Origin of the sequence: Mobilicoccus sp., from assembly GCF_032060985.1 — a bacterium.
Classification (GTDB): domain Bacteria; phylum Actinomycetota; class Actinomycetes; order Actinomycetales; family Dermatophilaceae; genus Mobilicoccus.
The window spans coordinates 182565-209432 of the sequence record NZ_DAMBGD010000002.1; the positions used below are offsets into that span (position 1 = coordinate 182565).

At 71.8% G+C, this 26868-nt stretch carries 19 protein-coding genes; 12 read left to right on the forward strand and 7 right to left on the reverse strand.

Annotation, left to right across the window (positions count from 1 at the left end; translation table 11 throughout):
• Nucleotides 1–37 precede the first annotated feature (37 nt).
• Together RT054_RS02585 and RT054_RS02590 are read right to left on the reverse strand one after the other, a co-directional pair.
• On the reverse strand, nucleotides 38–1369 hold the full coding sequence (locus RT054_RS02585; protein WP_313022054.1) for an acyltransferase family protein: 1332 nt from the start codon (nucleotides 1367–1369) through the stop codon (nucleotides 38–40).
• Between the two features lie 7 nt (nucleotides 1370–1376).
• Nucleotides 1377–2369, reverse strand: coding sequence for a 1,4-dihydroxy-2-naphthoyl-CoA synthase (locus RT054_RS02590; RefSeq protein WP_313022055.1), 993 nt, complete (start codon nucleotides 2367–2369; stop codon nucleotides 1377–1379).
• Between the two features lie 265 nt (nucleotides 2370–2634).
• Between RT054_RS02590 and RT054_RS02595 the strand changes: the two genes are divergently transcribed.
• The 8 genes from RT054_RS02595 (at nucleotide 2635) to RT054_RS02630 (ending at nucleotide 11238) form a co-directional block, all read left to right on the forward strand.
• On the forward strand, nucleotides 2635–4905 hold the full coding sequence (locus tag RT054_RS02595; RefSeq protein ID WP_312720763.1) for a carbon starvation CstA family protein: 2271 nt from the start codon (nucleotides 2635–2637) through the stop codon (nucleotides 4903–4905).
• Entirely contained in the window at nucleotides 4905–5147 is a 243-nt protein-coding gene (locus tag RT054_RS02600; protein WP_313022056.1) for a YbdD/YjiX family protein, read from the forward strand. Before RT054_RS02595 ends, RT054_RS02600 begins: the two co-directional genes overlap by 1 nt.
• A 447-nt stretch (nucleotides 5148–5594) precedes the next feature.
• Nucleotides 5595–6092 carry an NUDIX domain-containing protein gene (locus tag RT054_RS02605; protein ID WP_313022057.1) on the forward strand — a complete coding sequence of 166 codons (498 nt, stop codon included), beginning with the start codon at nucleotides 5595–5597 and terminating at the stop codon, nucleotides 6090–6092.
• 128 nt (nucleotides 6093–6220) lie between these two features.
• The gene (locus RT054_RS02610; RefSeq protein WP_313022058.1) at nucleotides 6221–7249 is read left to right on the forward strand and encodes an o-succinylbenzoate synthase; all 1029 of its coding nucleotides are present in this window, start codon (nucleotides 6221–6223) and stop codon (nucleotides 7247–7249) included.
• Nucleotides 7250–7316: 67 nt separating this feature from the next.
• Nucleotides 7317–7904, forward strand: coding sequence for a flavin reductase family protein (locus RT054_RS02615; protein ID WP_312720770.1), 588 nt, complete (start codon nucleotides 7317–7319; stop codon nucleotides 7902–7904).
• Between the two features lie 267 nt (nucleotides 7905–8171).
• A complete protein-coding gene (locus RT054_RS02620) occupies nucleotides 8172–8813 on the forward strand; it encodes a hypothetical protein (protein ID WP_312720772.1) in 642 nt (213 codons plus the stop codon).
• A gap of 113 nt (nucleotides 8814–8926) precedes the next feature.
• Nucleotides 8927–9652 carry a CPBP family intramembrane glutamic endopeptidase gene (locus tag RT054_RS02625; RefSeq protein WP_313022059.1) on the forward strand — a complete coding sequence of 242 codons (726 nt, stop codon included), beginning with the start codon at nucleotides 8927–8929 and terminating at the stop codon, nucleotides 9650–9652.
• 233 nt (nucleotides 9653–9885) lie between these two features.
• Nucleotides 9886–11238: a 6-phospho-beta-glucosidase gene (locus RT054_RS02630; protein WP_312720776.1), complete on the forward strand. Its 1353-nt coding sequence runs from the start codon at nucleotides 9886–9888 to the stop codon at nucleotides 11236–11238.
• A 139-nt stretch (nucleotides 11239–11377) separates the two neighbouring features.
• Here the strand turns inward: RT054_RS02630 and RT054_RS02635 are convergent, their stop codons facing one another.
• A complete protein-coding gene (locus RT054_RS02635) occupies nucleotides 11378–11908 on the reverse strand; it encodes a DinB family protein (protein WP_313022060.1) in 531 nt (176 codons plus the stop codon).
• Nucleotides 11909–12271: 363 nt separating this feature from the next.
• Here RT054_RS02635 and RT054_RS02640 point away from each other — a divergent pair, with 363 nt between their 5' ends.
• Nucleotides 12272–14479: a glucose PTS transporter subunit IIA gene (locus tag RT054_RS02640; protein ID WP_313022061.1), complete on the forward strand. Its 2208-nt coding sequence runs from the start codon at nucleotides 12272–12274 to the stop codon at nucleotides 14477–14479.
• Between the two features lie 183 nt (nucleotides 14480–14662).
• On the opposite strand, the gene RT054_RS02645 is transcribed toward RT054_RS02640, so the two are convergent.
• The gene (locus RT054_RS02645) at nucleotides 14663–15889 is read right to left on the reverse strand and encodes a THUMP-like domain-containing protein (RefSeq protein WP_313022062.1); all 1227 of its coding nucleotides are present in this window, start codon (nucleotides 15887–15889) and stop codon (nucleotides 14663–14665) included.
• Nucleotides 15890–16083: 194 nt separating this feature from the next.
• Here RT054_RS02645 and RT054_RS02650 point away from each other — a divergent pair, with 194 nt between their 5' ends.
• From RT054_RS02650 to groL, 3 genes are all read left to right on the forward strand, one after another.
• Nucleotides 16084–16950, forward strand: coding sequence for an SDR family oxidoreductase (locus RT054_RS02650; protein ID WP_312720784.1), 867 nt, complete (start codon nucleotides 16084–16086; stop codon nucleotides 16948–16950).
• Between the two features lie 549 nt (nucleotides 16951–17499).
• Complete coding sequence (gene groES / locus RT054_RS02655) at nucleotides 17500–17796, forward strand: co-chaperone GroES (protein WP_312720787.1); 297 nt, start codon at nucleotides 17500–17502, stop codon at nucleotides 17794–17796.
• Nucleotides 17797–18055: 259 nt separating this feature from the next.
• Complete coding sequence (gene groL, locus RT054_RS02660) at nucleotides 18056–19663, forward strand: chaperonin GroEL (RefSeq protein WP_312720788.1); 1608 nt, start codon at nucleotides 18056–18058, stop codon at nucleotides 19661–19663.
• 194 nt (nucleotides 19664–19857) lie between these two features.
• Here the strand turns inward: groL and RT054_RS02665 are convergent, their stop codons facing one another.
• The 3 genes from RT054_RS02665 to RT054_RS02675 are packed head-to-tail and all read right to left on the reverse strand — an operon-like array spanning nucleotide 19858 to nucleotide 26436.
• Nucleotides 19858–21153 carry a dihydroorotate dehydrogenase-like protein gene (locus RT054_RS02665; RefSeq protein ID WP_313022063.1) on the reverse strand — a complete coding sequence of 432 codons (1296 nt, stop codon included), beginning with the start codon at nucleotides 21151–21153 and terminating at the stop codon, nucleotides 19858–19860.
• A gap of 1 nt (nucleotide 21154) precedes the next feature.
• Entirely contained in the window at nucleotides 21155–24733 is a 3579-nt protein-coding gene (gene nifJ, locus RT054_RS02670) for a pyruvate:ferredoxin (flavodoxin) oxidoreductase (protein WP_313022064.1), read from the reverse strand.
• A complete protein-coding gene (locus tag RT054_RS02675) occupies nucleotides 24733–26436 on the reverse strand; it encodes an NAD(P)-binding protein (protein WP_313022065.1) in 1704 nt (567 codons plus the stop codon). Before RT054_RS02675 ends, nifJ begins: the two co-directional genes overlap by 1 nt.
• Nucleotides 26437–26868 lie beyond the last annotated feature (432 nt).

Sequence of the window (26868 nt, forward strand, 5' to 3'; positions counted from 1 at the left end):
CGCCCGACCGGCCCCGTCGAGAACCCCGTCCCGGCCGTCAGCCGCGGTAGAGGCGGCGACGGAAGCGGCTGGGGAGTCGGAAGAGGTGCCCGAGGCGCATCTTTCCGAGCATCGTCTCGATGCCCACACAGGCCACGACGACGATCGCGGTGAGGAGCACGGGGTAGAGCAGGTCGAACCACAACGAGCCGGCCGTGAGGGTCTTGACGATCGAGAGCGGTCCGAGCTCGACGGCGAAGTGCCACGCGACGATGACGGGCACGTGCATCACGTAGATGCCGAGTGTGCGGCGGCCGATCCACGAGCCCACCGTCTGCCACGGCGCCCACCGACACAGCTGGGCCGAGGCGGTGACCCCGAGGATGCTCGCGGCCAGCTGGAGAAGGAGCGACACGACGGAGTCGCCGAAGGACAACGGAGCCGGGGTCATGATCGTCATCAGGCCGAGGGCCTGGAAGAACGCGACGGTGAGGACCCCGCTCACGAGCAGCACCCACCACGAGCGCGCGTACTTCACGATGACGGGCTTCGCGTGCACCCCGACGACGAAGTACACGACGTACAGCAGGATGCGGGTCCACAACGGCGACTCGACCGTCCATGTCATCCCCGCCCAGATGCTCACGGCCGCAGACCCCGCGAGGACGATCCCGGGCGGCACCCTCCGCAGTGCGGTGAAGACGAGCGTGTAGGCCGCGAGCCCGAACACGAACCACAACGGCGTCCGTGGCTCGACGATCTGGATGACGTAGTCCTCGATGCGCGCCGGCTGGAAGGGCACCACGACCGGCCCCGAGGCGATGAACAGCAGCCCGTAGACCCCGAGCCACACGAGGTAGAGGTAGTAGCTCGTCACCGCCGAGAGGATCGCGTTGCCGTTCGTGAACCCGCGCCGGATCTTGCCCGAGGCGAGCATCCCGGAGACGACGAACAGCAGCGGCATCCGGACGACCGAGATGACCTGGTTGAGGCGATCCCACCGGGCGACGACCCAGTCCTCGGCCTGGGGGAGCCCGTAGTAGTGGCCGATGCTCACGTGCAGAAGCACGACGGTGACGATCGCGAGGCCCCGCGCCGCGTCGATCCACCCCAGGCGAGTGGCGCTCGTGGCGCCGGGGCGGGGGTTGGGGCGGCCGAAATGCTCGAGGCCGCCCGGGGCCTGGTGTCGCCGACGCCGCGACTTGAGCGCCCGCCCCCCGGCGGCCCGTGCGCGCCGCGCGGCCGCGGCGGCGCGGGCCGCGGCGTCCGGTGCGTCCGCGCCGAAGGTACCGGAGGCGACGGCAGCGCGGTCGCCCGTGGAGCCGCGGCGGCTCCGGGCTCCCCGGCCGCGATCGCCGTGCGGCGCGGCGGAGTGGGCGTCGGGCGGCATCGCAGCCTCAGAAGTACCAGGGGAAGGGCGACCAGTCGGGGTCGCGCTTCTCGAGGAACTGGTCGCGGCCCTCGACGGCTTCGTCGGTCATGTAGGCGAGGCGGGTGGCCTCCCCGGCGAACACCTGCTGGCCCATGAGCCCGTCGTCGGCGAGGTTGAACGCGAACTTGAGCATGCGCTGCGCCTGCGGCGACTTGCCCATGATCTCCCTCGCCACCTCGATGGCCGTCGTCTCGAGCTCGGCGTGGTCGGCGATGATGTTGACCGCACCCATGCGGTGCATGTCCTCGGCCGTATAGGCGCGGCCGAGGAAGAAGATCTCGCGGGCGAACTTCTGCCCGACCATCGTCGCGAGGTAGGCGCTGCCGTAGCCGGCGTCGAAGGAGCCCACATCGGCGTCGGTCTGCTTGAACCGGGCGTGTTCGCGGCTCGCGATCGTGAGGTCGCAGACGACGTGGAGGGAGTGCCCGCCACCCGCGGCCCAGCCGGGGACGACCGCGACGACGACCTTCGGCATCGTGCGGATGAGGCGCTGCACCTCGAGGATGTGGAGGCGCCCGCCCTCGGCCTTGACGCGGGCCTCGTCGACGCTGCTGCTGGACTCGTCGCCGCTGCGCTGCGCCGCCTCGCTCGCGTACTGGTAGCCGGAACGGCCACGGATGCGCTGGTCACCTCCGGTGCAGAACGCCCACCCCGCGGTGTCGGGCGACACGCCGTCCCTTGGGTGCGGACCGTTGCCGGTGAGGAGCACGACGCCGACGTCGGCCGAGCGCCGCGCGTGGTCGAGGGCCCGGTACAGCTCGTCGACGGTGTGCGGCCGGAACGCGTTGAGCACCTCCGGTCGGTCGAACGCGATGCGCACCGCGCCGAGGGTGCGTCCCGGCACCGGGCCGGGAAGGACGCACCGGTGGTACGTGATGTCGGTGAAGTCGAACCCGGCGACCTCCTCCCAGGCCTGCGGGTCGAAGGGCTGCGGGGAGCGGGCGCCGGCGTCGGTCATGGGGGAAGGGTACAAAGCCAGGACGCCCCGCACCGGGACGACCCGTGCGACGCCCCGACGCGTCCGTCGTGCGCGTTCCTCCCCGCCGCCCGGTCCCCGCGGCACACCACCCGTAGGGCGCTCGCGGTGTCGGGGCGGGCATCCGGGACGTTCGGGCCCGTCGGACGGCGACGCGACCGCGCGGGCGTACCGTTCCCGGCGACGGGGCGTCGTTCCCGCGGGGAGGGCGCGTCGCATCAGCGGATGCACAGCGAGGAGACGGCAGATGAGTCCGGTACCCACGAACGAGGACCTCCGCACCGAGGGATGGCCGCCGCCGGCGGTCGACCCGGAGATCCGTGAGGCGCACGACCGCGCCTGGCCCGTGTCGAAGATCCTCACGTGGTCGGTCGTCGCCCTCGTCGGCGGCGTCGCGTGGGTGATGCTCGCACTCGTACGCGGAGAGAGCGTCAACGCGATCTGGTTCGTCTTCGCAGCGCTCGCGACGTACGCGATCGCCTACCGCTTCTACGCGACGTACATCGAGGACACGCTCACCAGGCCCGACGACCGGCGCGCCACCCCGGCGGAGTACGCCGCCGACGGCAAGGACTTCGTCCGCACCGACCGCCGCGTCCTGTTCGGTCACCACTTCGCCGCGATCGCGGGTGCCGGGCCGCTCGTCGGCCCCATCCTCGCCGCGCAGATGGGCTACCTGCCGAGCACGTTGTGGATCATCGTCGGCGTCATCCTCGCCGGGGCCGTGCAGGACTACCTCGTCCTCTTCTTCTCCATGCGGCGCGGCGGTCGGTCCATCGGCCAGATGGCCAAGGACGAGCTCGGCACCGTCGGCGGTGCGGCCGCCCTCGTCGCGACGCTGACGATCATGCTCATCATCGTCGCGATCCTCGCGCTCGTCGTCGTCAACTCCCTCGGCGACAGCCCGTGGGGCGTGTTCAGCGTCGGCATGACGATCCCGATCGCGCTCGTCATGGGCGTCTACATGCGGTTCCTCCGCCCGGGCCACGTCGGTGAGGTCTCGGCCATCGGCGTCGTCCTCCTCCTGCTCGCGATCGTCGCGGGCGGGTGGATCAACGCGAACCCGGCGCTCGCGTCGATGTTCCACCTCTCGCGCGGCACCCTCGCGTGGGCCGTCATCGTCTACGGGTTCGTCGCGGCCGTGCTGCCGGTGTGGATCCTCCTCACCCCGCGCGACTACCTCTCGACGTTCATGAAGATCGGCACGATCGCGCTGCTCGCGGTCGGCATCGTCGTCGTCCGCCCCGAGATCCACACGCCCGCGTTCACCGAGCTCGCGTTCCGTGCCGACGGGCCGGTGTTCTCCGGGCCGCTGTTCCCGTTCCTCTTCGTGACGATCGCGTGCGGTGCGCTCTCGGGCTTCCACGCGACGATCGCCTCGGGCACGACGCCGAAGCTCCTCGAGAAGGAACGTCAGGCCAAGATGGTCGGCTACGCGGGCATGCTCGCCGAATCGTTCGTCGCCGTCATGGCCCTCGTGTGCGCCGTGTCCATCGACCGCGGCCTCTACTTCGCGATGAACTCCTCGCCCGCCGTCACACAGGGCACCGTCGAGGGCGCGGCCGCGTTCGTCAACAACCTCGGACTCGTGGGCGTCCACACGACGCCCGACGCGCTCGCCGCCACCGCGCAGGCCGTCGGGGAGTCGTCCGTCGTCTCCCGCACGGGTGGCGCACCGACGATGGCGATCGGACTCGCGCACATCATGCACCAGTTCCTCGGTGGCTCCGGCCTCATGGGCTTCTGGTACCACTTCGCGATCATGTTCGAGGCGCTGTTCATCCTCACGAGCGTCGACGCCGGCACCCGCGTCGCGCGGTTCATGCTCCAGGATGCCCTCGGCAACGTGTGGCCCAAGTTCGGCGACCTCGATTGGACCCTCGGCAAGTGGCTGTGCACCGCGGTGATGGTCGCCGGGTGGGGCTCGATCCTCCTCCTCGGCGTGCACGACCCGCTCGGCGGCATCAACACGTTCTTCCCGCTGTTCGGCATCGCGAACCAGCTCCTCGCCGCGATCGCGCTCGCCGTCTGCCTCGCCATCGCCGCGCACATGGGCCGTCGCCGGTCGCTGTGGATCATCGCCGCACCGCTCGCGTTCGTGTCCGCGGTGACGATCACCGGCTCGTTCTACAAGATCTTCAGCTCCGTCCCCGCCATCGGCTACTGGGCGCAGCACCGGGCGTTCAAGGACGCCCTCGCCGCGGGCAAGACGCAGCTCGGCACGGCGAAGACGCCCGAGGCGATGGAGGCCGTCGTCCGCAACACGTTCGTGCAGGGCAGTCTGTCGATCCTCTTCGTCGTCCTCGCGATCGTCGTCATCGTCATCGCGGTGATCCGCACCCTGCAGGCGCTGCGGGCTGCGTCGCGGGTCGACACGGAGGACCCGTACGTCGCGTCGCGGGTGTTCGCCCCGGCCGGGTTCGTCGCCACCCCGCCCGAGAAGGAGCTGGAGCGGGAGTGGGAGGCGTTCTACGAGGAGCACCCCGACATCGCCCTCGCCCACCGCACGGGGCACTGATGGCCGACGTCCCGCCCGGCACGACCCTCGCCGCCCGCACCCGGGCCCTCACCGGCCGGGCGCGGGCGGCGGGGCGTCTGGCGTGGGCGACGTGGCGATCGATCGTCGGCGCCGACCGCTACGACCGCTACCTCGCCCACCACCGCGCCGCCCACCCCGACGAGCCGCCGATGGGGGAGAAGGAGTTCTGGCGCGAGCACTACCACTCCCTCGACCGCGACACCGGTGCCCGCTGCTGCTGACCGGCGCGAGGACGGAAGACCGACCACCCCCGCCATGCGCTGATGACGGCACCTGCAGTGGAGGTGTCGTCGTGTGCACAGGGGATCGGTCCTGGTCGTCAGGGTCGTCGAGCCGAGCCCGCACGAGGGGACGCGCCCGCCGGTCAGAGCCCCGCCGAGGGGGTATCGACACCCGTCCGGACGGCTTCACGGGGGTGGCTGTCGCCGGCGTCGCATCGCCGCCGCGGCCCCGGTTCCCGTGCAGCGCGGCGTCCGCGGTGGGGACCTTGCGGGTGTCGGGGGTGGCGTCGAGGGGCCTCGGGTCGGCGCCGACGGGATCATGCTCCGCCCGGGTTCGACGCGATGGTGGTCCGTGGGGTCGGGGAGAGAGAGGAGCTCATCGTGGCCCGGCGCAGGGGCCAGGACGGGTGCGGCGGCGACGGTCCCGGCCGTCCTAGGGTGGGTCGCATGCCGATTCCCCCGCACGTCGCCGAGCTGCGCCGCCACCTCGGCCACGACCCCCTGTGGCTCACGGGGGTGACGGCGATCGTCCTCCGCGACGACCCCGAGCGTCCCGACGGCCCGCCGCAGGCGCTCCTCGTCAAGCGCAGCGACGACGGCCGCTACACGCCGGTGAGCGGCATCGTCGACCCGCGCGAGCACCCCGCCGACACGGCCGTACGCGAGGCGATGGAGGAGACGTGCGTGCAGATCGCCGTCGAGCGCCTCATCGCGGTGCGGGTCGTCGGCCCCATCACGTACCCGAACGGCGACGTGTCGGACTACGTGGACCACACGTTCCGCTGCCGGTGGGTCGCGGGCGAGCCGCGCGTCGGTGACGACGAGGCCACCGAGGCCGCCTGGTGGCCCACCGACGCCCTGCCCCCGATGGGGGACGACCACGTGCGCCTCGTGGAGCGCGCCGTCGCGGGCGAGGTCGACCCCTACCTCGGCCCGACGAGCTGAGAACCGCCGACACGGATCCCCTCCGACCGACCCTCGGGTGCGTGTCCACCTCACGGCGGCCGATCACGGTGGTCGGTGAACCTCGTGCGGCCGGGGCGGTCGACGCCCCGCCCGGCTAGCGTGACGGGGTGGATTCAGTGCCGTCGCCCGACCTGCCCGACCTTGCCACCCTGCTCGACGCCGCCCACGTAGTGCGCATCCCCATGCGCACCCGGTTCCGCGGCCTCACCGCCCGAGAGGCGGTCGTGTTCGAGGGGCCCTGCGGGTGGGGTGAGTTCGGCGCCTTCGGTGAGTACGGCGACGCGGAGGCGTCCCGCTGGCTCGCGGCGGGGATCGAGGCCGCCTGGTGGGGTCACCCCGAGCCGGTGCGGGACTCGGTACCGGTCAACGCGACCGTCCCGGCGGTCGAGGCCGCCCGCGTGCCCGAGATCGTCGCCCGCTTCGGGGGCGCGACGACGGCGAAGGTCAAGGTCGCCGAGCGTGGTCAGCGCCTCGCCGACGACGTCGACCGCGTCGCGGCCGTCCGGGACGTGCTCGGGCCCTCGGGGCGGGTGCGCGTCGACGCGAACGGCGGATGGAGCGTGGACGAGGCACTCGAGGCGCTCGCCGCCCTCGCCCCGTACGGGGTGGAGTACGTCGAACAGCCCTGCGCGACCGTCGAGGATCTCGCGCGGGTCCGGGTCGGACTCGCGCGGAGGGGCATCGACATCCCGGTCGCCGCCGACGAGTCGATCAGGCGGGCCGAGGACCCCGAACGCGTCCGGGACCTCGACGCCGCCGACGTCATGGTCGTCAAGGTCGCCCCGCTCGGCGGGGTGCGCGCGGCGATCGAGGTCATCGACCGGGTCGGCCTGCCCGCCGCCGTCTCGAGCGCGATCGACACCTCGGTCGGCATCGAGGCCGGCGTCGCTCTCGCGGCCGCACTGCCCGAGCTCCCGTTCGCGTGCGGGCTGGGCACCGTCGCCCTCCTCGCAGGGGATGTCGTCCCGACGCCGTCGGTCCCGCAGGACGGCGCGCTCCCCGTCCGCGGGGTCGCGAGCCTCGACGTCGACCCCGACCTGCTCGACCGACACCGGGCACCCGCCGACCGGGAGACCTGGTGGCTCGACCGCCTCGGCCGCTGCCACGCCCTCCTCGCCGACGGGCGGTACCCGTGAGCCGGGGCGCACGCCCCGCTGATCGCCCTTCCGATCGACGGCCGGTGGGGAGGGCTACTGTCGAGCCGTGTCCCGACGTCTCTTCGATCTCACGTCCTGGCCTGCGCCGCAGCCGTACCGGCTCCTCACGGCGCTCGTCGTGCCGCGGCCGATCGCCTGGGTCAGCACCGTCGATGCGAGCGGGGTGGCCAACCTCGCCCCGCACTCGTTCTTCACGGTCGCCTCGGCCGATCCGCCCGTCGTGCAGTTCACCTCCGTCGGCCGCAAGGACACGCTGCGCAACATCGAGGCGACGGGCGAGTTCGTCGTCAACCTCGCGACGCGCGCGCTCCTCGAGCCGATGAACGCCACGTCCGCCTCGGTCGCGCCGGAGGTCGACGAGTTCGACGTCGCCGGCCTCCGCACCGAGGCCGCGGAGCGGGTCCGACCTCCCCGGGTCGCGCAGTCGCCGGCGGCACTCGAGTGCGAACTCCACGACGTCGTCCCCGTGGGGAACTCGTTCATCGTCCTCGGCCGGGTGCTCCTCGCCGCGGTCGACGAATCGGTCCTCGACGGCGACCGCCCTGCCGAATGGCTGCTCGACCCGGTCGCGCGGCTCAGCGGCTCGCGGTACGTCACCTACGGGGAGACCGTGTCGCTGAGCCGCCCGGAGTGAGGCGCGGACGACATGCCCGATCACCTCGGGGGCGGGAAGCGGACGGATGACGGGAGAGGCCCCGGCGGGGGCGCGGCAGCACCGCGCGAATCGTCTCCGCGCACGCGCCGCCCGTCGCCAACGCCCGACTCGGACTCCGCGGGGGCGTCGGTGGTGTCCCGGTCCACGGCGATGTCGGTGAGTGCTCCTCAGACCCCGGTCGGTGAGGAGACGGGGGGCGGACGAGCGCGGGCGCCGGAGTCGGCGGAGCGGTGGTCCCGTCGGTCGGTGGCCGCCCGGATCGCCCCATGGTCGTGCCTGGTCGTGTTCGTCGCGACGGTGCTCCAACTCGGTGCCGCGGCGGTCCTGCCCGGACTGCCGCAGTTCGCGGGCAAGGCGTTCGGGGCGCGGGCGGTGCTCTATCCGGTGCTCATGCTGTCTGTGCCGGCGTGGTGGTTCCTGCGGCGGCGACGCCCGGCACCCCCGGCGACACCGAGGGACGTCCCGTGGGGTGCGTTCACCCTGGTGATGCTCCCGTTCCTCGTCGACGTCACCGGCAACACACTCGACCTGTACGACCGCGTCGGCTGGTTCGACGACGTCTGCCACCTCGCCAACTGGGCGCTCATGTGTGGCGGTCTCGGCCTCCTCACGGACCCCGAGGGGCGGGCCTCGCGCGGCCTGCGCGCGCTCGCGATCGCCGGGCTCGGAGCACTGCTCGCGATCGTGTGGGAGCTGGGGGAGTGGTGGACGTTCATGCGGTTCGGCACCGAACTCGACGGTGCCTATCTCGACACCCTCGGCGATCTCGCGCTCGGCTCGCTCGGCGGCCTCCTCGCCGCCGTCCTCGTCGTCATGTTCCCGCCCCGACACGTCCCACGGGAGGCGGAGGACCCGGCGCGTCGACCGTCCCGCCCGAGGGGCCGGTGACGTCGCCGTCCTGTCTCGATGCGACCCGCGCCGCCGCACCCATCCCTGCGTCGGGGGCGAGGATGGCCTCAAGTCGAATGGGCACGAGAGGCCCCGGAGCGGAGGCTGGTCTCATGACGGTCGAGACGAGGACGCCCGACACCGGGCGCGAGGTGTCCATCATCGGACGCGAGGTCGCCCTGCAGGCGGCGGGTTTCGTCGGCGGTGTCGTGGTCGCGCTCGGGTCGCTGCTCCTCCTGCACGCGGCCGGGCTGCGGCCCTCGCTCTCGTCGGTCATGGTCACGTTCACCCTGGTTCCGGCGCTGCTGTCGTTGACGGTGGGGGCATGGCTCCTGCGCCGACGGTCGGGGGCGGCCGACGCGGTCGGGCTGCGACGTCCCCGGCCAGGGCTCGGATGGCTGCTCCTCGCGTTCCCGGTGATGGTGCTCGGCGCCGTGGCGTTCGCCGTGGGGGTGGCGCTCGTGTTCTTCGGGGGTGAGCCACCCAAGACCGCAGGGGCCTCCGACATCGTCGGACTGCCGCCGGCCACCGCCGTCGTCACCGCCATCGGTGTCGTCGTCATCGTCCCGATGGCCGAGGAGCTGCTGTTCCGCGGGTTCCTCCTCACGTGGCTGCGCGGGCGGTTCGGCCCGGGACGGGGTCCGGGGGTGGCCGCCGCCGTCGTGTCGGCGGCGATCTTCGCGGTGTGCCACGTGGCCCCGCCGGTCATGGCGTACGTCTTCGTCGTCGGGCTCGTCCTCGCCTGGGCGCGCCTGCGCTTCGACTCCCTCCTCCCGGGGTTCCTCCTCCACGCGGCCAACAACGCCCTCGTCGTCGTCGGGGCGTTCAGCGCGCTCTGAGGCGTCGGTCCGCCATCGAGGACGCAGGCAAGGATGCGGTGTCGTGGCTGCCAGGGCGACCACCCGGCTGCGTCCTCGGCTGCGTCCTCGGGTCGAGGGCGGACATACTCGACGGCGACTGTGCCGCCGGCTGGAAGGGTGGCGTGACCGGCCGTCGGAGGCGGCCGTTACGTTGAGACCACGGGCGCGGCGGGCCGTCGTGACCCGCGTGCCGTCGTCGCGAAAGGCCGCCCATGAAGCTCACGATCCTCGGTGGCGGGGGATTCCGGGTCCCCCTCGTCCACGGAGCCCTGCTGCGCGACACCCACCCCGGGCGGGTGGAGGAGGTCGTGCTCCACGACACGTCGTCGGACCGCCTCGCGGTGATGTCGGCCGTGCTCCGCGAGCAGGCCGCGGAGGCGCGCCGGGAACACGGGGCGACCCCTCCGTCCCTCCACGCGACGACGGACCTCCGCGAGGCCGTCACGGACACCGACGTCGTCTTCTCCGCGATCAGGGTCGGCGGGGCGCAGGGTCGCACCTGCGACGAGCGGGTCGCGCTCGACCTCGGGCTCCTCGGCCAGGAGACGACCGGTCCGGGCGGCATCGCCTACGGCCTCCGCACGATTCCCGTCGTCATGGACATCGCTCGCACGGTGGCGGAGGTCGCTCCGCGGGCGTACGTCATCAACTTCACCAACCCCGCCGGCATGATCACGCAGGCGATGCAGCAGGTGCTCGGCGACCGGGTCGTCGGCATCTGTGACTCTCCGATCGGCCTCGGCCGACGTGCCGCCGCCGCGCTCGGGCTCGACCCGGCCCGCACCTCGTTCGACTACGCCGGCCTCAACCACCTCGGGTGGCTGCGGGGGCTGCGATACGACGGTCGGGACGTCCTCCCCGACCTCCTCGCCGACCCGGCCCGGCTCGTGCGCACGGAGGAGGGGCGCCTCTTCGGACCCGAGTGGCTCGCCACGATCGGGGCCATCCCCAATGAATACGTCTACTACTACGACTTCACCCGCGAGGCGATCGCGTCGATCACCGGCGCCACGCAGACGCGCGGGGAGTTCCTCCTCCGTCAGCAGTCCGCCTACTACGCGGCTGCGCTCGCCGACCCCGACGGCGCGTGGCGGCGGTGGCGTGAGGTCCGCGCCGAGCGGGAGGAGACCTACATGGCCGAGGCCCGCGCCGAGGGGGAGGAGCGCGACCTCACCGACGTCGGAGCCGAGGGGTACGAGCAGGTCGCGCTGTCGCTCATGCGGGCGATCTCCCGGGGGGAGCGGGGACTCATGATCCTCAACGTCCGCAACGGCACGACCCTGCCCGGTCTGCCCGCCGACGCGGTCGTCGAGGTGCCCTGCGCCGTCGATGCCTCCGGCCCCCGACCGCTCGCGACCGCCCCCCTCACCGGCCGGATGCTCGGCCTCACCGCCCAGGTCAAGCACGCCGAGGAACTCACGATCGAGGCAGCCCTCACCGGCTCCCGGCAGCGCGCGGTGCAAGCCTTCGCGTCCCACCCCCTCGTCGACTCGGTCGCCCTCGCCCGGCACCTGCTCGACGGCTACCGTGCCCGGATCCCCGGAGTCGCCGACGCCGTCGGCTGACGGTGTCGGGCCTGGGGTGTCAGGTCGCAGCCCGCCCCGGCGGTAGCTCGACAGGCGGCCGCACGTCGGAGCAGCGTGCCCGTGAGAGGTGCCCCGTGAGGGGCGGCCCGTGCCTGCGCCGCGTGGCGGGTGGGCGACCTCAGTACCCCGTCCGACCGTCGACGCATTCCCGCAACAGGTCCATGTGGCCGAGGTGGCGGGCGTACTCCTCGATGAGGTGGGTGAGGATCCACCGCAGACTGACGTCACGGCCGTGCCGCTGCCGCCGAGCGACGGCGTCGAGCTCCCATCGCGCGGTGGCCTCCCGGGCGCGGTCGACCTCCGCGAGGTAGGCCGCGACGTCGTCCTGTGCCCTCGCCGGGTCCGTGAGATCCCAATCCCCCTCGGGCTGCTCGCGCGTGGAGAACATGTCGGGAACGTCCTGGCCGTCGAGCACCGCCCGCAGCCAGGAGGCCTCGACCTCGGTGAGGTGGCGGACGGCGCCGAGCAGGCTCATCGTCGAGGGCGGCACCGAGCGCCGACACAGCTGCTCGGCGTCGAGCCCCTCGACCTTGAGGAGCACGGCCGCGCGGGAGGAGTCGAGCCAGTGCTCGAGCGTCTCGCGCTCGCCACCGGTCATGGGGCCGTCGGTGCGGGTGTCGGTCACACCGATGACCACGGGTGTCGTCATGAGAGGAGTCTGAGCGGAGGCGGGACGCGACCGGTAGTGGTTTTCCCGACGCCCCGGGGCGCGGCACACGGGCCGGAGGGGCGGTGCCTCGGACCGCCCACCGCCGCCGAGATCCTCCCCGGCGGTCGAGAACGGACCCGGGCGGGATCCCGAGGCGGGGTGCCTCCCTTTGCGCGAAGGCAGGATCGGGGACCTTCGGCCCGGATCGAGCCGACCCGGCCGCGCGGCGGCCCCTGTTGAGCCCGAAATCGGCCGTCATGCGCGATGATTCTGTGCACCCCGTCACATCTCACGGTTGGGGGCGGGTCAGACTGGGCCCGCCGTTCTCGGCCGAGACCACTCCTGCGACAAGAAAGCACCACCATGGCAGCGAGCCCCGCACAGGAGATCGTCGACAGTGTCGGCGGTCCATCGAACATCGTCAGCCTGACGCATTGCGCCACGCGTCTCCGATTCCAACTCCGCGACGCCTCCGCCGTCGACAACGCCCGCGTCGAGGCCGCCCCCGGCGTCATGGGCGCCGTCCCTCAGTCCGGCGACCGCTACCAGGTCGTCATCGGCGGGGCCGTGCAGAACGTCTACAACGACATCATGGCGCTGCCGTCGATGTCGTCGTCCTCCGCACCTGCGACGACCGGGCCCAAGTCCGACGACGACCTCAAGGCCGAGCTGCGCGCCGGCGGCCCGCGCGGTGGCCGCGCCTGGCTCGACAACTTCTTCGAGTTCCTCTCCGACTCCTTCCGCCCGATCCTCGGCGCGCTGCTCGGTGCCTCGCTGTTCATCACCTTCATGGCGTTGATGGCGACGCTCGGCGTCATCGGCAACTGGGCCGACCCGCGCGTCACCCTCACCGGCGGCTGGGCGTTCATCAACCTGCTGTGGCAGGGCGTGTTCTACTTCCTGCCGCTGATGGTCGCCTACAACGCCTCGAAGAAGCTCGATGCCGACCCGTGGGTCGGCTTCGCGATCATGGGCGTCCTCATGCTTCCCGGCTTCACGGGGCTCGGTGACGCCGCGACCACGACGACGGTGTTCAACTCCGAGGTCAAGATCTACGACGTGTTCGGGCTGCCGCTGACGATCTTCAACTACGGCTCGACGGTGTTCCCGCCGCTGCTCATGGCCGTCGTGCTCGGCCCGCTCTACAAGGTCCTGAAGAAGATCATCCCGTCGAACGTGCACCTCATCTTCGTGCCGTTCTTCGCGATGCTCATCATGATCCCGCTGACCGCCTTCCTCATCGGCCCCATCGGGGTGTACGTGGGCGCCGGTCTCGGGGCGTTCCTCAAGTCGATCAACGACTTCAACCCGCTCATCTTCGCCATCGTCATCCCGCTGGCCTACCCGTTCATGGTGCCTCTCGGGCTGCACTGGCCGATCAACGCGATCATGCTCGCCAACATCAGCACCCTCGGCTACGACTTCATCCAGGGCCCCATGGGTGCCTGGAACTTCGCGTGCTTCGGCGCCACGGCCGGTGTCCTCTTCCACGCGTGGAAGGACCGTGACATCGCCATGCGGCAGACCGCGACCGGCGCGCTCGCCGCGGGTCTCCTCGGCGGCATCTCCGAACCGTCCCTCTACGGTATCCACCTTCGCTTCAAGAAGATCTACCCACGGATGCTCGTCGGATGTCTCGTCGGTGGTGTGATCATCGGCCTCGGCGGCGGCGTGAACACCCGCGCCTTCGTGTTCACCTCGCTCCTCACCATCCCGGCGTTCGACAACCTCCCGCTCTACGGCGGGGCCGTGGCCGCGGCGTTCTTCACCGCGATGATCCTCGTCATCGTCAGCGACTACCGCACCCCCGAGCAGAAGCTCGCCGCGCGCGCGGCCGCCACCGCGACGACCGACACCGCCATCCCCGCCCAGGACCCCGTCGCCGACGAGGCCATCACCATGCGCACCGACGACCGCATGGCCCACGCCGCGACCCCCGTCTCCGCCGCCGGGACCTCCGGCACCCCCACGGCGACGACCGGCACGACGGGTGCGGGAGTGGGCTCGACGGGCACCGCCGGGGCCACTGCCGCCGGTGCGACCGCCGCCGGCGCAGGTGCGGGAGCGGCCGGTGCCGCCGCGGCCTCCGGGACGGACGCCGCCACGGCGGGCGTCGTGGAGATCGGCGCTCCGGTCGACGGCACCCTCGTGCCCCTCGCCGAGGTGCCGGACAAGGTGTTCAGTGCCGGTCTCGTCGGACCGGGCGTGGGCATCGACCCGGCCGACGACACCATCTGCGCCCCCGCCGCGGGCAAGGTCATGGTCGCCCAGGCCACCGGCCACGCCTTCGGTCTCGCCCTCGACGGCGGCGTGGAGCTCCTCATCCACGTCGGCATCGACACGGTCAACCTCGACGGGAAGGGCTTCGACGTGCACGTCCAGGCAGGCGACACGGTCGAGGCGGGCACCCCGCTCGTCACGGTCGACCGCCGCGTCGTCGAGGAGGCGGGCTACTCGCTCATCACCCCGGTGCTCGTGACGAACTCCTTCGCCACCGGTGCCATCGAGCCCGTCGGCTCCGGGCGCGTCGAGCGTGGCCGCACCATCCTCACCGTGGCGCCCAAGGCCTGATCCTCGGCCCGGTCTCCACGTTCTCCCCGTCGACCCCCGTCTCCACCCGGAGGCGGGGGTCGACGCCTCTCCGGCCGAGATCGCAGGCGACGTCGCAGCCAAGGATGCGGTCGGGGGGCTGCGATGACGACCTCGTCGCGGCATCGTTGGCTGCGATCTCGGGGGAGGGAGACTCCCGCGTCGTCAGGTCACCGCCTCGAGAACGAGGGCGACGGGGCCGTTCGCGGCGACGGTGAGCAGGAGGGTCGCCTGGTCGCCACCACGCGTGGGGAGTCCGAGGCGACGGCGGAGGTCCTCGGGGTCCAGGCGGCCACCACGGCGCTTGATCGTGAGCCCGGTGAGGCCCGCCCGGCGCAGCCAGGCCTTCACCGCCTTGGCGTTGGCGGGGAGGACCTCGGCGACGCGGTGACGCCGGGCGAACGGCACCTCCACCTCGGTGTCCGAGACGACATACCCCATCCCGGGCGCGATCTCGGCGCCCTCGACGGAGCGTGCGAGGGCGCCCGTGAGTCCGGCCTGCAGGACCGCGAGATCGGGCTCGTGGAGCACGCTGCCGGCGCGCACGGGGCGCGACCCCGCGGGAGGGGCGCCGTGGGCGTCGTCCTCACTGACGACGACGGGATCGGCGCCGGGGCGGAGGAGTGTCGCGGTCCGGCCGGGGTGGGCGACGAGGGGGCCCCACCACAGGGCGCACTCGACGAGATCACCGGCATGCGACACCCACTCCGCCTGCGCCCCGTGAGGGGTCTCACGCGCGGGGAACGCCGGGGAGAGCTTGGCCCCCGTCGCCGGGATCCGTGCCGCCGTGGCGAGGACGAGCGGCCACGGCGGGGTCATGTCCTCGAGGCGGAAGGTGCGGCGGGTCCGGCCGGTCGCGTCGGTCCGGCCCGGCGTCCGGCGCGCGGGGTCGAACCAGACCCCCTCGGTCGACACGGGGTCGGCATCCTCCGCCCGGCCCCGTTCTGCGCTCGACCCCGTGCCGGCGTCGAGTGTCGCGAGGTTGTGGGCCGCGAGGAGGGCCGTCGCCTCGTCCACGTCCACGCCCCGCGCGGTGATCCCGGCGCGGACCAGGCCGAGGGCGTCGGCGCCGAGGCCACATCCGAGGTCGTGGACGACGGTGAGACCGGCCGCCGCGAACCGCGCCGCGTGGTGATCGGCGACGTCGCGTCTCGTCGCCTGCTCGAGACCGTCCCTGGTGAAGAGCATGCGGTCGGCGTCGGCGCCGAACTTGACCCGTCCGCGCGCCCGCAGCTCGGCCTGGGTGAGGACGGCGGCGACGAGGTCCGGGTCCAGTCCCTCCCGCCGCAGTCGGGTCCCGACCACGAGAGCCTGCGCCTCCTCGTACTCGGGCAGGTCGTCGAGAATCTCCAGACCCCGGTCGAGCAGCAGCCTGGCGGTGTCGACGTCCATGAGCGACGACGCTACCCGCCCGGAGGGCGGCGCCACCCGCCCCCGCCCCGAGCCGCCGTGACACACGCGCTCATGCCGGAGGGTGGGTCTCGAACGGGACGCCATAGGGTCGGTCTCGGACCCACCGTGCGGTCCGAGGTGAGGGACGGCGGGGATGGGGCGAGACTGAGGTCCCGTACCCGTTGAGGAGAGTCATGCCGAAGATCCCGTTCCTCGCCACCGACACGACCGAGGCCGCCGAGCGACTGGCCGGGACGACCGTGCTCGTCACGGGCGCGTCGTCCGGCATCGGCGAAGCCCTCGCTCGGGAGGCCGCTGCCGTCGCCGGCACGATCGTCCTCTCCGCGCGCCGCCGCGAGCGCCTCGAGGAGCTGGCCGCGCGGCTGCTCACCGTCACCCGCCCCGGGCGTGACCCCCTGCGTGTCGAGGTCCTCCCCGCCGACCTGTCGAGTCCCGAGGGCGTGCAGGGTCTCGTCGACGACGTTGCCGCGGCGGGTCTCACGGTCGACGTCCTCGTCAACAACGCCGGTTTCGGTGACTACGTCCTGTTCGAGGATGAGGACCCCGACGTGATCACCCGGATGGTCGCCGTCAACGTCACCGCCCCCACCCTCCTCGCCCGCGCCTTCACCCCCGCGATGATCGAACGTGGTCACGGCGCGATCCTCATGGTCGGGTCCGGCGCCGGCCGTCACCCCAGCCCGGGCGCCGCGGTGTACGCGGCGACGAAGCACTACGTCGACGGCCTGTCCGAGAGCCTGCGCGGCGAGCTGGCCGGGACCGGGGTCACGCTCACCCAGCTCCAGCCGGGCCCGGTCGCGACCGAGTTCGACGCCGTCTCGGGCATGGGGCCGCTGACCGACGCCATCGGCCTGGCGCGCATCAGCGCCGAACAATGTGCCCGCGAGGCCTGGGACGGGCTCGTCACCGGCCAGGCCACGGTCTACCCCGGAGCGATCCTGCGCACGATGATGATGGCCTCCTCGTTCACCCCGCGGACGGCGATGCGCCCGGCGCTCGCGGCACTGGGGCGTCGCCTCCGGGAGGAGTCCCGTGCCTGAGGACGCTGCGGACCGGACGGCCCCGGCGCAGCGCGGGGCGGGGCGCTCCGAGGCGGTCGTGCGGTTCTGGCTCGACGAGGAGGGGTGGGGAGTCGTCGACTGCGCCGACACCCCCGGCGGGTGCTGGGTGCACTTCACCGTCATCCAGGCCGACGGCTACCGGTCCCCTCATCGACGGGGAGACCGTCGAGGTCGACTGGGAGCAGCCCGGATTCGACCAGGACGGATTCGCCTTCCGTGCCCTGTCGGTGTGGCTGCGCCCGCGGTGAGCCCAGGCCCGTCCGGACGCGGACCGCGGCGCGCCGACGCCGCCCTTGCGCCGCGTTGGCAGTCGAGTTGACCGAGTGCTAATCGCGGGCCTAGATTCGGATTGGCACTCGGCGGTCTCAAGTGCCAATCGCGGACTCCGCGAGGCACGAGGCCGCCCGGGAGATCACAGAACGCCAGACGCCTCGGAACACCGGGCCGACCCCCGCGACGGCGGCCCGTCGACCGGGCGTCTGCACCGAACGTCACGCGCCCACGGGCGCCTTAGCGAAAGGTCGAACCGTGTCGGTGAACATCAAGCCGCTCGAGGACCGGATCGTCGTCAAGTCCAGCGAGGCCGAGCAGACCACGGCCTCCGGTCTCGTCATCCCGGACACCGCCAAGGAGAAGCCCCAGGAGGGCGAGGTCCTGGCCATCGGTCCGGGTCGTGTCGACGACAACGGCAACCGCATCCCGCTCGACGTCGCCGTGGGCGACAAGGTCATCTACAGCAAGTACGGCGGCACCGAGGTCAAGTACGCCGGCGAGGAGTACCTCATCCTCTCCGCTCGTGACGTGCTGGCCGTCGTCACCAAGTGACTTCGACGAGCTGACGTGGGGTGAGACCGGAGGCAGGAGCGGAACGCAGTGAGCATCCTGCCGTAGGTCGAGCCCGAGGAAGCTCGTCCATCCGCACGAGCTGACGTGGGGTGAGACCGGAGGCAGGAGCGGAACGCAGTGAGCATCCTGCCGTAGGTCGAGCCCGAGGAAGCTCGTCATCGATATGCGACGCGCCCCGGCCGCCTGAGCAAGGCGCAGGCCGGGGCGTCGTCGTCCGACCTGACATACAGGAGTACGAATGGCCAAGGAGCTGGAGTTCAACGACTCCGCACGCAAGGCGCTGGAGCGCGGCGTCGATGCGCTCGCGAACACGGTCAAGGTGACGCTCGGTCCGCGCGGCCGCAACGTCGTCATCGACAAGTCGTGGGGCGCCCCCACGATCACCAACGACGGTGTCACCATCGCTCGCGAGGTCGAGCTGGAGGACGCTTACGAGAACCTCGGCGCGCAGCTCGCCAAGGAGGTCGCCACCAAGACCAACGACATCGCCGGTGACGGCACGACGACCGCGACGGTCCTCGCGCAGGCGATGGTCAAGGAGGGTCTGCGCAACGTCGCCGCGGGTGCGGCGCCGGCGGGCCTCAAGCGCGGCATGGAGAAGGCCGTCGAGGCGCTCGACGCCACGCTGCTCGAGGGCGCCCGTGAGGTCGAGGGCAAGGACGAGATCGCCCAGGTCGCGTCGCTGTCGGCGCAGGACCGCGAGATCGGCGAGCTCATCGCCGAGGCGTTCGACAAGGTCGGCAAGGACGGGGTCATCACCGTCGAGGAGAGCAACACCGCCTCCACCGACCTCGAGTTCACCGAGGGCATGCAGTTCGACAAGGGCTACCTCTCGCCGTACTTCGTCACCGACCCCGAGCGCATGGAGGCCGTCCTCGAGGACGCCTACGTGCTCGTCAACTCCGGCAAGATCAGCGCGGTCGCCGACGTCCTGCCCGTTCTCGAGAAGATCGCGCAGGCCAAGAAGCCGTTGCTCATCATCGCCGAGGATGTCGACGGGGAGGCCCTCTCGACCCTCGTCGTCAACCGGATGCGGGAGATCCTCAAGGTCGTCGCCGTCAAGGCGCCCGGCTTCGGTGACCGACGCAAGGCGATGCTGCAGGACATCGCGATCCTCACGGGCGCGACGGTCGTCTCCGAGGAGGTCGGCCTCAAGCTCGAGAACGTCGACCTCGACATGCTCGGCCAGGCCCGCCGCGTCGTCGTCACCAAGGAGAACACGACGCTCGTCGACGGTGCGGGTGCGGCCGACGAGGTCGACGGCCGGGTCGCCCAGATCAAGGCCGAGATCGAGCGCACCGACTCCGACTGGGACCGCGAGAAGCTCCAGGAGCGCCTCGCCAAGCTCGCCGGTGGTGTCTGCGTCATCAAGGTCGGCGCGCACACCGAGGTCGAGCTCAAGGAGAAGAAGCACCGCATCGAGGACGCGATCTCCGCGACCCGCGCGGCCATCGAGGAGGGCATCGTCGCCGGTGGCGGCTCCGCTCTCGTCCACGCCTCCACCGCGGTCGACTCCCTCTCGCTGGACGGTGACGAGGCCACCGGTGCGCAGATCGTGCGCAAGGCCGCGGCGGAGCCGCTGCGCTGGATCGCCGAGAACGCGGGCCTGCAGGGCTACGTCGCCGTCGCCAAGGTCGCCGAGGCCGGCCCCGGCACGGGCCTCGACGCCGCGACGGGCGAGTACGGCGACCTCGTCGGCAAGGGCATCATCGACCCCGTCAAGGTGACCCGTTCCGCGCTGCGGAACGCGGCCTCGATCGCGGCGATGGTCCTCACGACCGACACCCTCGTCGTCGAGAAGAAGGTCGAAGAGGACCCGGCGGCCGGCCACGGCCACGGGCACTGAGTCACTTCTGCGACACCGCATGACAGGACGGGCCCCGCTTCGGCGGGGCCCGTCCTGTCATGCGTGGTGGCGTCGTGCGTGAGGGGCACACGCCGCCACCCCGTGTCGTGCACCTCCGGAACACCGCAGCGCCGCAGCAGGGCGGGGCCGCCCGGGTACAGGGCAGCGCCGGTCGCCGCGCGCGGCGCGTACGGTCAGAGATCGACGTGCGGAGGCGGCACCTGGGTGGCGCGTTGCCCGGGGTCGGCCTGGGGGTCGGTCGGCGCGGGCCCACCGACGGTCGTGGCCGCACCGAAGGGCGGAGTCCCGCCCTCGGAGTCCTCGACGAGGGGACCGTAGGTGCGTTTGGCCTTCTCGAGGGCGGAGACGTAACCGGCGCGGGCGTAGGCGGTGGTCTCGACGTCGGTCGGCACGGCGAGCAGCCCCCGGACGTCCGTGACGGAGGAGAATCCCTTGCGGCTCATCCACGACGCGAGCCCGTCGACGAGCTGGTGGGCGTACCCCGGTCCACGACGCACCAGCGACGACGTCGTCATCGCGACGTCCGCCCCGGCGAGGAGGTACTTGACGACGTCGTCGGCGGTGTCGACGCCGGTCGTCCCGGCGAGGGAGATGGACATGCGGCGACGCAGCGCCGCGATCCACGTCCGCGGCAACCGGGCCTCGAAGGGGGTGCTGAGTTCGAGACCCGAGACGACCTCGAGACCTTCGATGTCGACGTCCGGCTGGACGAACCGGTTGAACATGACGAGCCCGTCCGCGCCCTCCTCCGCGAGGCGCAGCGCGAGTTCCCCGAGTGAGGAGACGAACGGGCTCAGTTTGACCGCGACCGGGACGGTGACGGCCTCCTTGACCGAGGTGAGGATCGCGACGTGGGCGTCCTCGACGTCGCGGCCGGCGTTCGTGTCGCCGGGCACGAGGTAGATGTTGAGCTCGATCGCAGCGGCGCCCGCGTCCTGCATGGCCCGCGCGGCCTCTGTCCACGTGCCGATGCTCGACCCGTTGAGGCTTGCGATGACGGGCACGTCCACCGCGGCGGCGGCGCGTTCGACGAGCGAGTAGTAGCTGCGCGAGAGCACGTCCCGCCCGCCCGGAGGCGTGGGGAAGTAGGTGAGCGACTCGGCGAAGCTCTCCTCGTGCAGCTCCTCGAGCATGACGTCGCGGGCGGCCTCGTGGCGGATCTGCTCCTCGAACAGTGAGTAGAGGACGACCGCGCCGACGCCCCCGTCGGCGAGTTCCCGCACCCCCTCGACCGTCTGCGACAAGGGTCCTGCGGAGGCGACCACGGGGTTGCGCAGGTCGAGACCGAGGTAGGAGGTGCGCAGATCGACGTCGGTGCCGGTCGCCGACCGCTCGTGCGCAGCGGCGACACCCGACGTCCCGATACCCGAGGTCCCGAGATCGGCGCCTGCTGCTCGTCCTCCGACGGTGCCGACTCCGCCGCCGGCCCATCCGGCACCGGCACCCGTGGGGGTGAACGACGTCGTCATCTCAGGCATCCCTTCGTGCGTCGGCGGCGAAGTACTCCGCGGCGCGGGTCGCCATCTGTTCGTAGTCCTGCCACCGGCGCAGCACCTGTTCCTGGCCGAGTTCGAGGAGGCGTTCGGCCTCCGCGGGGTCCGCCCCGGCGAGCATCCTGAACCGCAGCTCGTTCTGGTGGTAGTCCTTGAGCGCGATGCGGGGCCGCGGGCTGTCGAGGAGGAACGGGTTCTGCCCGCGCATCCGCAGGATCGGGTTGAACCGCATGAGCGGCCAGTGCCCGGAGTTCACGGCCCGGTACTGCTGGTCGAGACCCTTGCGCATGTCGATGCCATGGGCGATGCAGTGGCTGTAGGCGATGATGAGGCTCGGTCCCTCGTACCGCTCGGCCTCGCGGAAGGCCTTGAGCGTCTGCTGCGGGTCGGCTCCCATCGCGATGCGGGCGACGTACACGTGCCCGTAGGCCGTGGCCTGCAGGGCGAGGTCCTTCTTGTTCGTTGTCTTGCCCGCGGCGGCGAACTTGGCCACGGCCCCGAGCGGGGTCGACTTGCTCGACTGTCCTCCGGTGTTGGAGTAGACCTCGGTGTCCATGACGAGGACGTTGACGTCGCGTCCGCTCGCGAGGACGTGGTCGAGGCCGCCGGAGCCGATGTCGTAGGCCCAGCCGTCGCCGCCGACGATCCACACCGAGCGCCGCACGAGGTGGTCGACGACGTTGCGCATGTCGTCCAGCGTCGCGGCCTCGACCTGTCCGTCGAGCTCGTCGAGGCGAGCGCGCAGGGACGTGACCCGGGCCTGCTGGGCCTGGATCTCCGACTCCCGCGCCTGTGGCGCCTCGAGGATCGCGTCGACGAGGTCGGGCCCGATGACGTCACGCAGGCCGGTGAGACGGGTGCGGGCGAGCTCGGCCTGGAGATCGGCCGCCAGCCGCATGCCGAGGCCGAACTCCGCGTTGTCCTCGAAGAGGGAGTTGCTCCACGCCGGTCCTCGCCCGTCGGCGTTCTTGGTCCACGGCGTCGTGGGCAGGTTGCCGCCGTAGATCGAGCTGCAGCCCGTCGCATTGGCGATCATCGCGCGGTCGCCGAACAACTGGGTGAGCAGCTTGAGGTACGGGGTCTCGCCGCACCCGGCGCAAGCGCCGGAGAACTCGAACAGCGGCTCGAGGTACTGGATGCCGCGCACCGTGCCGAAGTCGACCTTGGTGCGGTTGTTGACCGGGATCGTCTCGAAGAACGCGACGTTGCGCTTCGGCTCCTCCCGTTCCCGGACCGGTTCCAGGTTGATGGCCTTGCGGTGCGGCTGGCCGACCGGGTGCACCGGGCAGGCCTCGACGCACAGACCGCAGCCCGTGCAGTCCTCGGCGTAGATCTGGAGCGTGTACTTCTCCCCGGGGATGCCGGCGGCATTGAGGGGCATGTGCTCGAAGCCCTCCGGCGCCCCCTCGAGCCGAGGGCTGCGGTAGCGCTTGGTGCGGATGACGGCGTGCGGGCACACCATCGAGCAGTTGCCGCACTGGATGCAGGAGTCGGGGTCCCAGACGGCGATGATCTCGGAGATGTTGCGCTTCTCGTAGCTCGTCGTGCCGCTGGGGTACGTGCCGTCGTCCGGCAGGGCGCTCACGGGCAGCGCGTCGCCCCGACCTGCGAGCATCTCGGCGGTGACGGCGCGGACGAATTCCGGCGCGTGGTCCGGGACCGGGGCGAGCAGGTCCGTCGTGGCGTCGGCGACGCCGGGGATCTCGACCTCGTGGAGGCGGGAGACCGACGCGTCGACGGCGGCCTCGTTCTTCTGGACGACCTCGGCGCCGCGACGGCCGTACGTCTTGCGGATCGCCTCCTTGACCGCCGTGATCGCCTCGTCGCGCGGCATGACCCCGGAGATCGCGAAGAAGCACGTCTGCAGGATGGTGTTCGTGCGGTTGCCGAGACCGACGACGCGGGCGACGGCGGTCGCGTCGATCGTGTAGAGGCGCAGCCCCTTGTCGAGGATGCCCTGCTGGAGGGAGCGCGGCAGGTGCGCCCACAGTTCGTCCGGGCCGTAGGGGCTGTTGAGCAACAGCGTCGCTCCCGGCGCGGCGAACTCGAGCACGTCGACGCGTTCGAGGATCGACATGTGGTGGCATCCGACGAAGGTCGCCGCCGAGATGAGGTAGGGCGCCTCGATCGGCCCCGGACCGAACCTCAGGTGCGACACCGTACGTGAGCCGGACTTCTTGGAGTCGTAGACGAAGTAGCCCTGCGCGAAGGTGTCGGGGCGATGGCCGATGATCTTGATCGTGTTCTTGTTGGCGCCGACCGTGCCGTCGGAGCCCAGGCCGTAGAACACCGCGCCGACCGTGCCCTCGGGAAGCACGGAGAACTCCTCGCCGACCGGCAGCGACAGGTGCGTGACGTCGTCGGTGATGCCGACGGTGAACCGGGGTCGTGGGGATTCCCCGGCGAGTTCGGTGAACACGGCCTTGGCCTGTGCGGGCGTGAAGTTCTTGCTCGAGAGGCCGTAGCGACCGCCGATGACGACGGGCATGCGGGGCCGGGTGCCGCGGGCGTAGGCCTCACCGAGCGCGGAGGACACGTCGAGGAACAGTGGTTCGCCCCCGGCCCCGGGTTCCTTCGTGCGATCGAGGACGGCGACGTGCGTGACGCTCTCGGGCAGCGCCGCGAGGAGTTCCTCGGCGGGGAAGGGGCGGTACAGGCGCACCTGGAGCATCCCGATCTTCGCGCCCTGGGCGACCTCGTGGTCGACGACTCCGCCGACGACCTCGGCGCCCGAGCCCATGACGACGACGACGTGGGTCGCGTCGGGTGCGCCGCGGTAGTCGACGAGGTGGTAGCCGCGTCCGGTGAGGTCGGCGAAGGAGTCCATCGCCTCCTGGACGACGCCGGGCACCGCGAGGTAGTACCGGTTGGAGGTCTCGCGGGACTGGAAGTAGGTGTCGGGGTTCTGCGCCGTGCCACGGATGAACGGGTTGGCGGGGGAGAGGGCCCGGTCGCGGTGGGCGCGCACGAGCTCGGCGGGCACGAAGGCCCGCAGGTCGTCGTCGGAGAGCATCTCGAGGGTGTTGAGCTCGTGGCTCGTGCGGAACCCGTCGAAGAAGTGGACGAACGGGATGCGGGAGGTGAGCGAGGCGAGCTGGGAGATCGCCGCCATGTCGTGCGCCTCCTGCACCGAGGCGCTCGCGAGCAGGGCCCACCCCGTCTGCCGCACGGCCATGACGTCCTGGTGGTCTCCGAAGATCGACAGCCCTTGGGTGGCGAGGGAGCGGGCGGCGACGTGGATCGTCGCGCTCGTGAGCTCACCGGCGATCTTGTACATGTTGGGGATCATGAGGAGCAGGCCTTGGCTGGCCGTGAACGTCGTGCTGAGGGCCCCGGCCTGGAGGGCGCCGTGCGTGGCGCCCGCGGCGCCGCCCTCGGACTGCATCTCCATGACCGAGGGCACCGTGCCCCACACGTTCGGGCGTCCGTGGGCGGCCCACTCGTCGGCGAGTTCGGCCATCGTCGAGCTCGGGGTGATGGGGTAGATGCTGCAGAGTTCGTTGAGGCGGTACGCGACCGAGGCGGCGGCTTCGTTGCCGTCGATGATGGCCTTCATCAGAGGAGCCCTCCCAGGCGGACGTCGTCGGCCTTCTCCGAGCCCTGGGCCGGGCCGGTGAGCGGAATGTCGGGTCGCCCCTCGGCCACCATGTCGATGGCGTGGACGGGGCACTGGTCGTAGCACGTGCCGCAGCCCGTGCACTTGGCGTAGTCGAAGCGGTACCGGTGGCCGCGGCCGAGCTTGATGACCGCGTCCTCCGGGCAGGAACCGAGGCAGCCGTCGCACTCGAAGCAGTTGCCGCACGAGAGGCACCGGGCGGCCTCGACCATCGCCGCCTCGGCGTCGAGGCCGCTGACGACCTCCTCGAACGCGGCGATGCGCTCCTCCGGGTCGAGCTCGACGTGCTGGCGGCGGGCGTAGTCGCCGAAGTACCACAGGTGGAGGTCGTCGAACCCGACGACCGGGTGCTTGGGCGGCCGCATGTCGACGCCGGAGTTGAGCCAGGCGTCGATGTTGCGGGCCGCCCGCTTGCCGTGGCCGACGCCGACCGTGACGGTGCGTTCGCTGGGCACGGCGTCGCCGCCCGCGAACAGGCCGGGCACGTCGGTCATGAGGGTCGAGGGGTCGACGCGCACGACGTCGCCGTCGAAGTTCAACCCCGGGACGCCGTGGAGGAAGGCGGTGTCGGCCTCCTGCCCGAGGGCGAGGATGACGGTGTCGGCGGCGAGCTTCTCGAACCGGCCGGTGCCGCGCGGGCGTCCGGCCTCGTCGAGTTCCATGATCTCGACGGTGAGCTCGTCGTCGACCTCGGTGATCGTCCGCAGCCAGTTCATCGTGACGCCCTCGCGCTCGGCGTCCTCCCGTTCCTCCAGATGCGCCGGCATCTGGGCGGCGGTGCGGCGGTACACGACCATCGCCTCGTCGACGCCGAGACGCCGGGCGACGCGCGCGGCGTCCATGGCGGTGTTGCCGCCGCCGTAGACCGCGACCCGACGCCCGAGCACGGGGCGCCCGCCGCCGGCGACGTCGCGGAGGAAACTGACGGCGTCGACGATCTTGCCCGCGTCGCGCGCAGGGATGTCGACGCGCTTCGACAGGTGGGCGCCGATGGCGACGAACACCGCGTCGAATCCCTCGGCCCGCTGCTCGGCGACGAGGTCGGTGACCGTGTAGTCGGTGACGATGCGGACCCCGAGGTCGACGAGGCGCGCGATCTCGGCGTCGAGGATGTTGCGGGGAAGTCGGTACTCGGGGATGCCGTAGCGCATCATGCCGCCGGGTTCGCTGCCACCGTCACGGATCTCGACGTCGTGCCCGAGGCGGGCGAGGTGGTAGGCGGCCGACAGGCCGGAGGGGCCGGCGCCGACGACGAGGACCCGGCGACCCGTGCGGAGCCGGGGCTTCTCGAAGGCCCAGCCGTGTTCGAGGGCGAGGTCCCCGAGGTGCCGTTCGACGCTGTGGATCGAGACCGCGGAATCGAGTTCGGCGCGGTTGCAGCTCGTCTCGCACGGGTGGTAGCAGACCCGGCCGTGGATGGCCGGGAACGGGTTGTCGGCGGTGAGCTGACGCCACGCGGACTCGGCGTCACCGGCCTTGATGAGGCGCAGCCACTCCTGGATGTTCTCCCCGGCCGGACACGCCGCGTTGCACGGCGGGAGGAGGTCGACGTAGACGGGCATCCGCGAGCGGACGGGTCCCACACGTCCCGTCCCCTCGGCGAGATCGGGAAGGCTTGTCATGTCCCTGCGGTCGCTGTTCACGGCAGCTCCCTCTCGTCCGACAACGGTGTCCCGTTCAGGTTAGGCGGATCGGGTGCTCCAGGCGTCGACTCCGGCCCATACCGTTTTCCGCGCCCTGCGCCGACACAAATGTCACCGCCCCTCGGCGGACCGCCGAACGTCCGAAGCAGACGGCGGGCGTGGCGGTGAGGGTGCGGCGATCGGTGCGGGTCGGCGACCCGCAGGTGGCGCAGAGGCGCGGCGCAGCGCCTCGCAGAGTCCAGGTGCGAGAGGGGCACGTGCCCGGTGCACGCCGACGTGGGCCCTCGGACCGCGTGTCTCACGTCCGGTCGTGACACCTCTCGTCGTGACACCTCTCGTCGTCACACGTCACGCCTGGCACGTCACCCATGACACCTCTCGTGCCGGCGCCACGATAGGCCGCCGGTGGGCACCGCCGCTGCGAGCCTGACG

Coding starts and splice junctions, on each gene's coding strand:
- RT054_RS02585 (WP_313022054.1), bottom strand. CDS start 1,369: ATGCCGCCCGACGCCCACTCCGCCGCGCCGCACGGCGATCGCGGCCGG.
- RT054_RS02590 (WP_313022055.1), bottom strand. CDS start 2,369: ATGACCGACGCCGGCGCCCGCTCCCCGCAGCCCTTCGACCCGCAGGCC.
- RT054_RS02595 (WP_312720763.1), top strand. CDS start 2,635: ATGAGTCCGGTACCCACGAACGAGGACCTCCGCACCGAGGGATGGCCG.
- RT054_RS02600 (WP_313022056.1), top strand. CDS start 4,905: ATGGCCGACGTCCCGCCCGGCACGACCCTCGCCGCCCGCACCCGGGCC.
- RT054_RS02605 (WP_313022057.1), top strand. CDS start 5,595: ATGCCGATTCCCCCGCACGTCGCCGAGCTGCGCCGCCACCTCGGCCAC.
- RT054_RS02625 (WP_313022059.1), top strand. CDS start 8,927: ATGACGGTCGAGACGAGGACGCCCGACACCGGGCGCGAGGTGTCCATC.
- RT054_RS02630 (WP_312720776.1), top strand. CDS start 9,886: ATGAAGCTCACGATCCTCGGTGGCGGGGGATTCCGGGTCCCCCTCGTC.
- RT054_RS02635 (WP_313022060.1), bottom strand. CDS start 11,908: ATGACGACACCCGTGGTCATCGGTGTGACCGACACCCGCACCGACGGC.
- RT054_RS02640 (WP_313022061.1), top strand. CDS start 12,272: ATGGCAGCGAGCCCCGCACAGGAGATCGTCGACAGTGTCGGCGGTCCA.
- RT054_RS02645 (WP_313022062.1), bottom strand. CDS start 15,889: ATGGACGTCGACACCGCCAGGCTGCTGCTCGACCGGGGTCTGGAGATT.
- RT054_RS02650 (WP_312720784.1), top strand. CDS start 16,084: ATGCCGAAGATCCCGTTCCTCGCCACCGACACGACCGAGGCCGCCGAG.
- groL (WP_312720788.1), top strand. CDS start 18,056: ATGGCCAAGGAGCTGGAGTTCAACGACTCCGCACGCAAGGCGCTGGAG.
- RT054_RS02665 (WP_313022063.1), bottom strand. CDS start 21,153: ATGACGACGTCGTTCACCCCCACGGGTGCCGGTGCCGGATGGGCCGGC.
- nifJ (WP_313022064.1), bottom strand. CDS start 24,733: ATGAAGGCCATCATCGACGGCAACGAAGCCGCCGCCTCGGTCGCGTAC.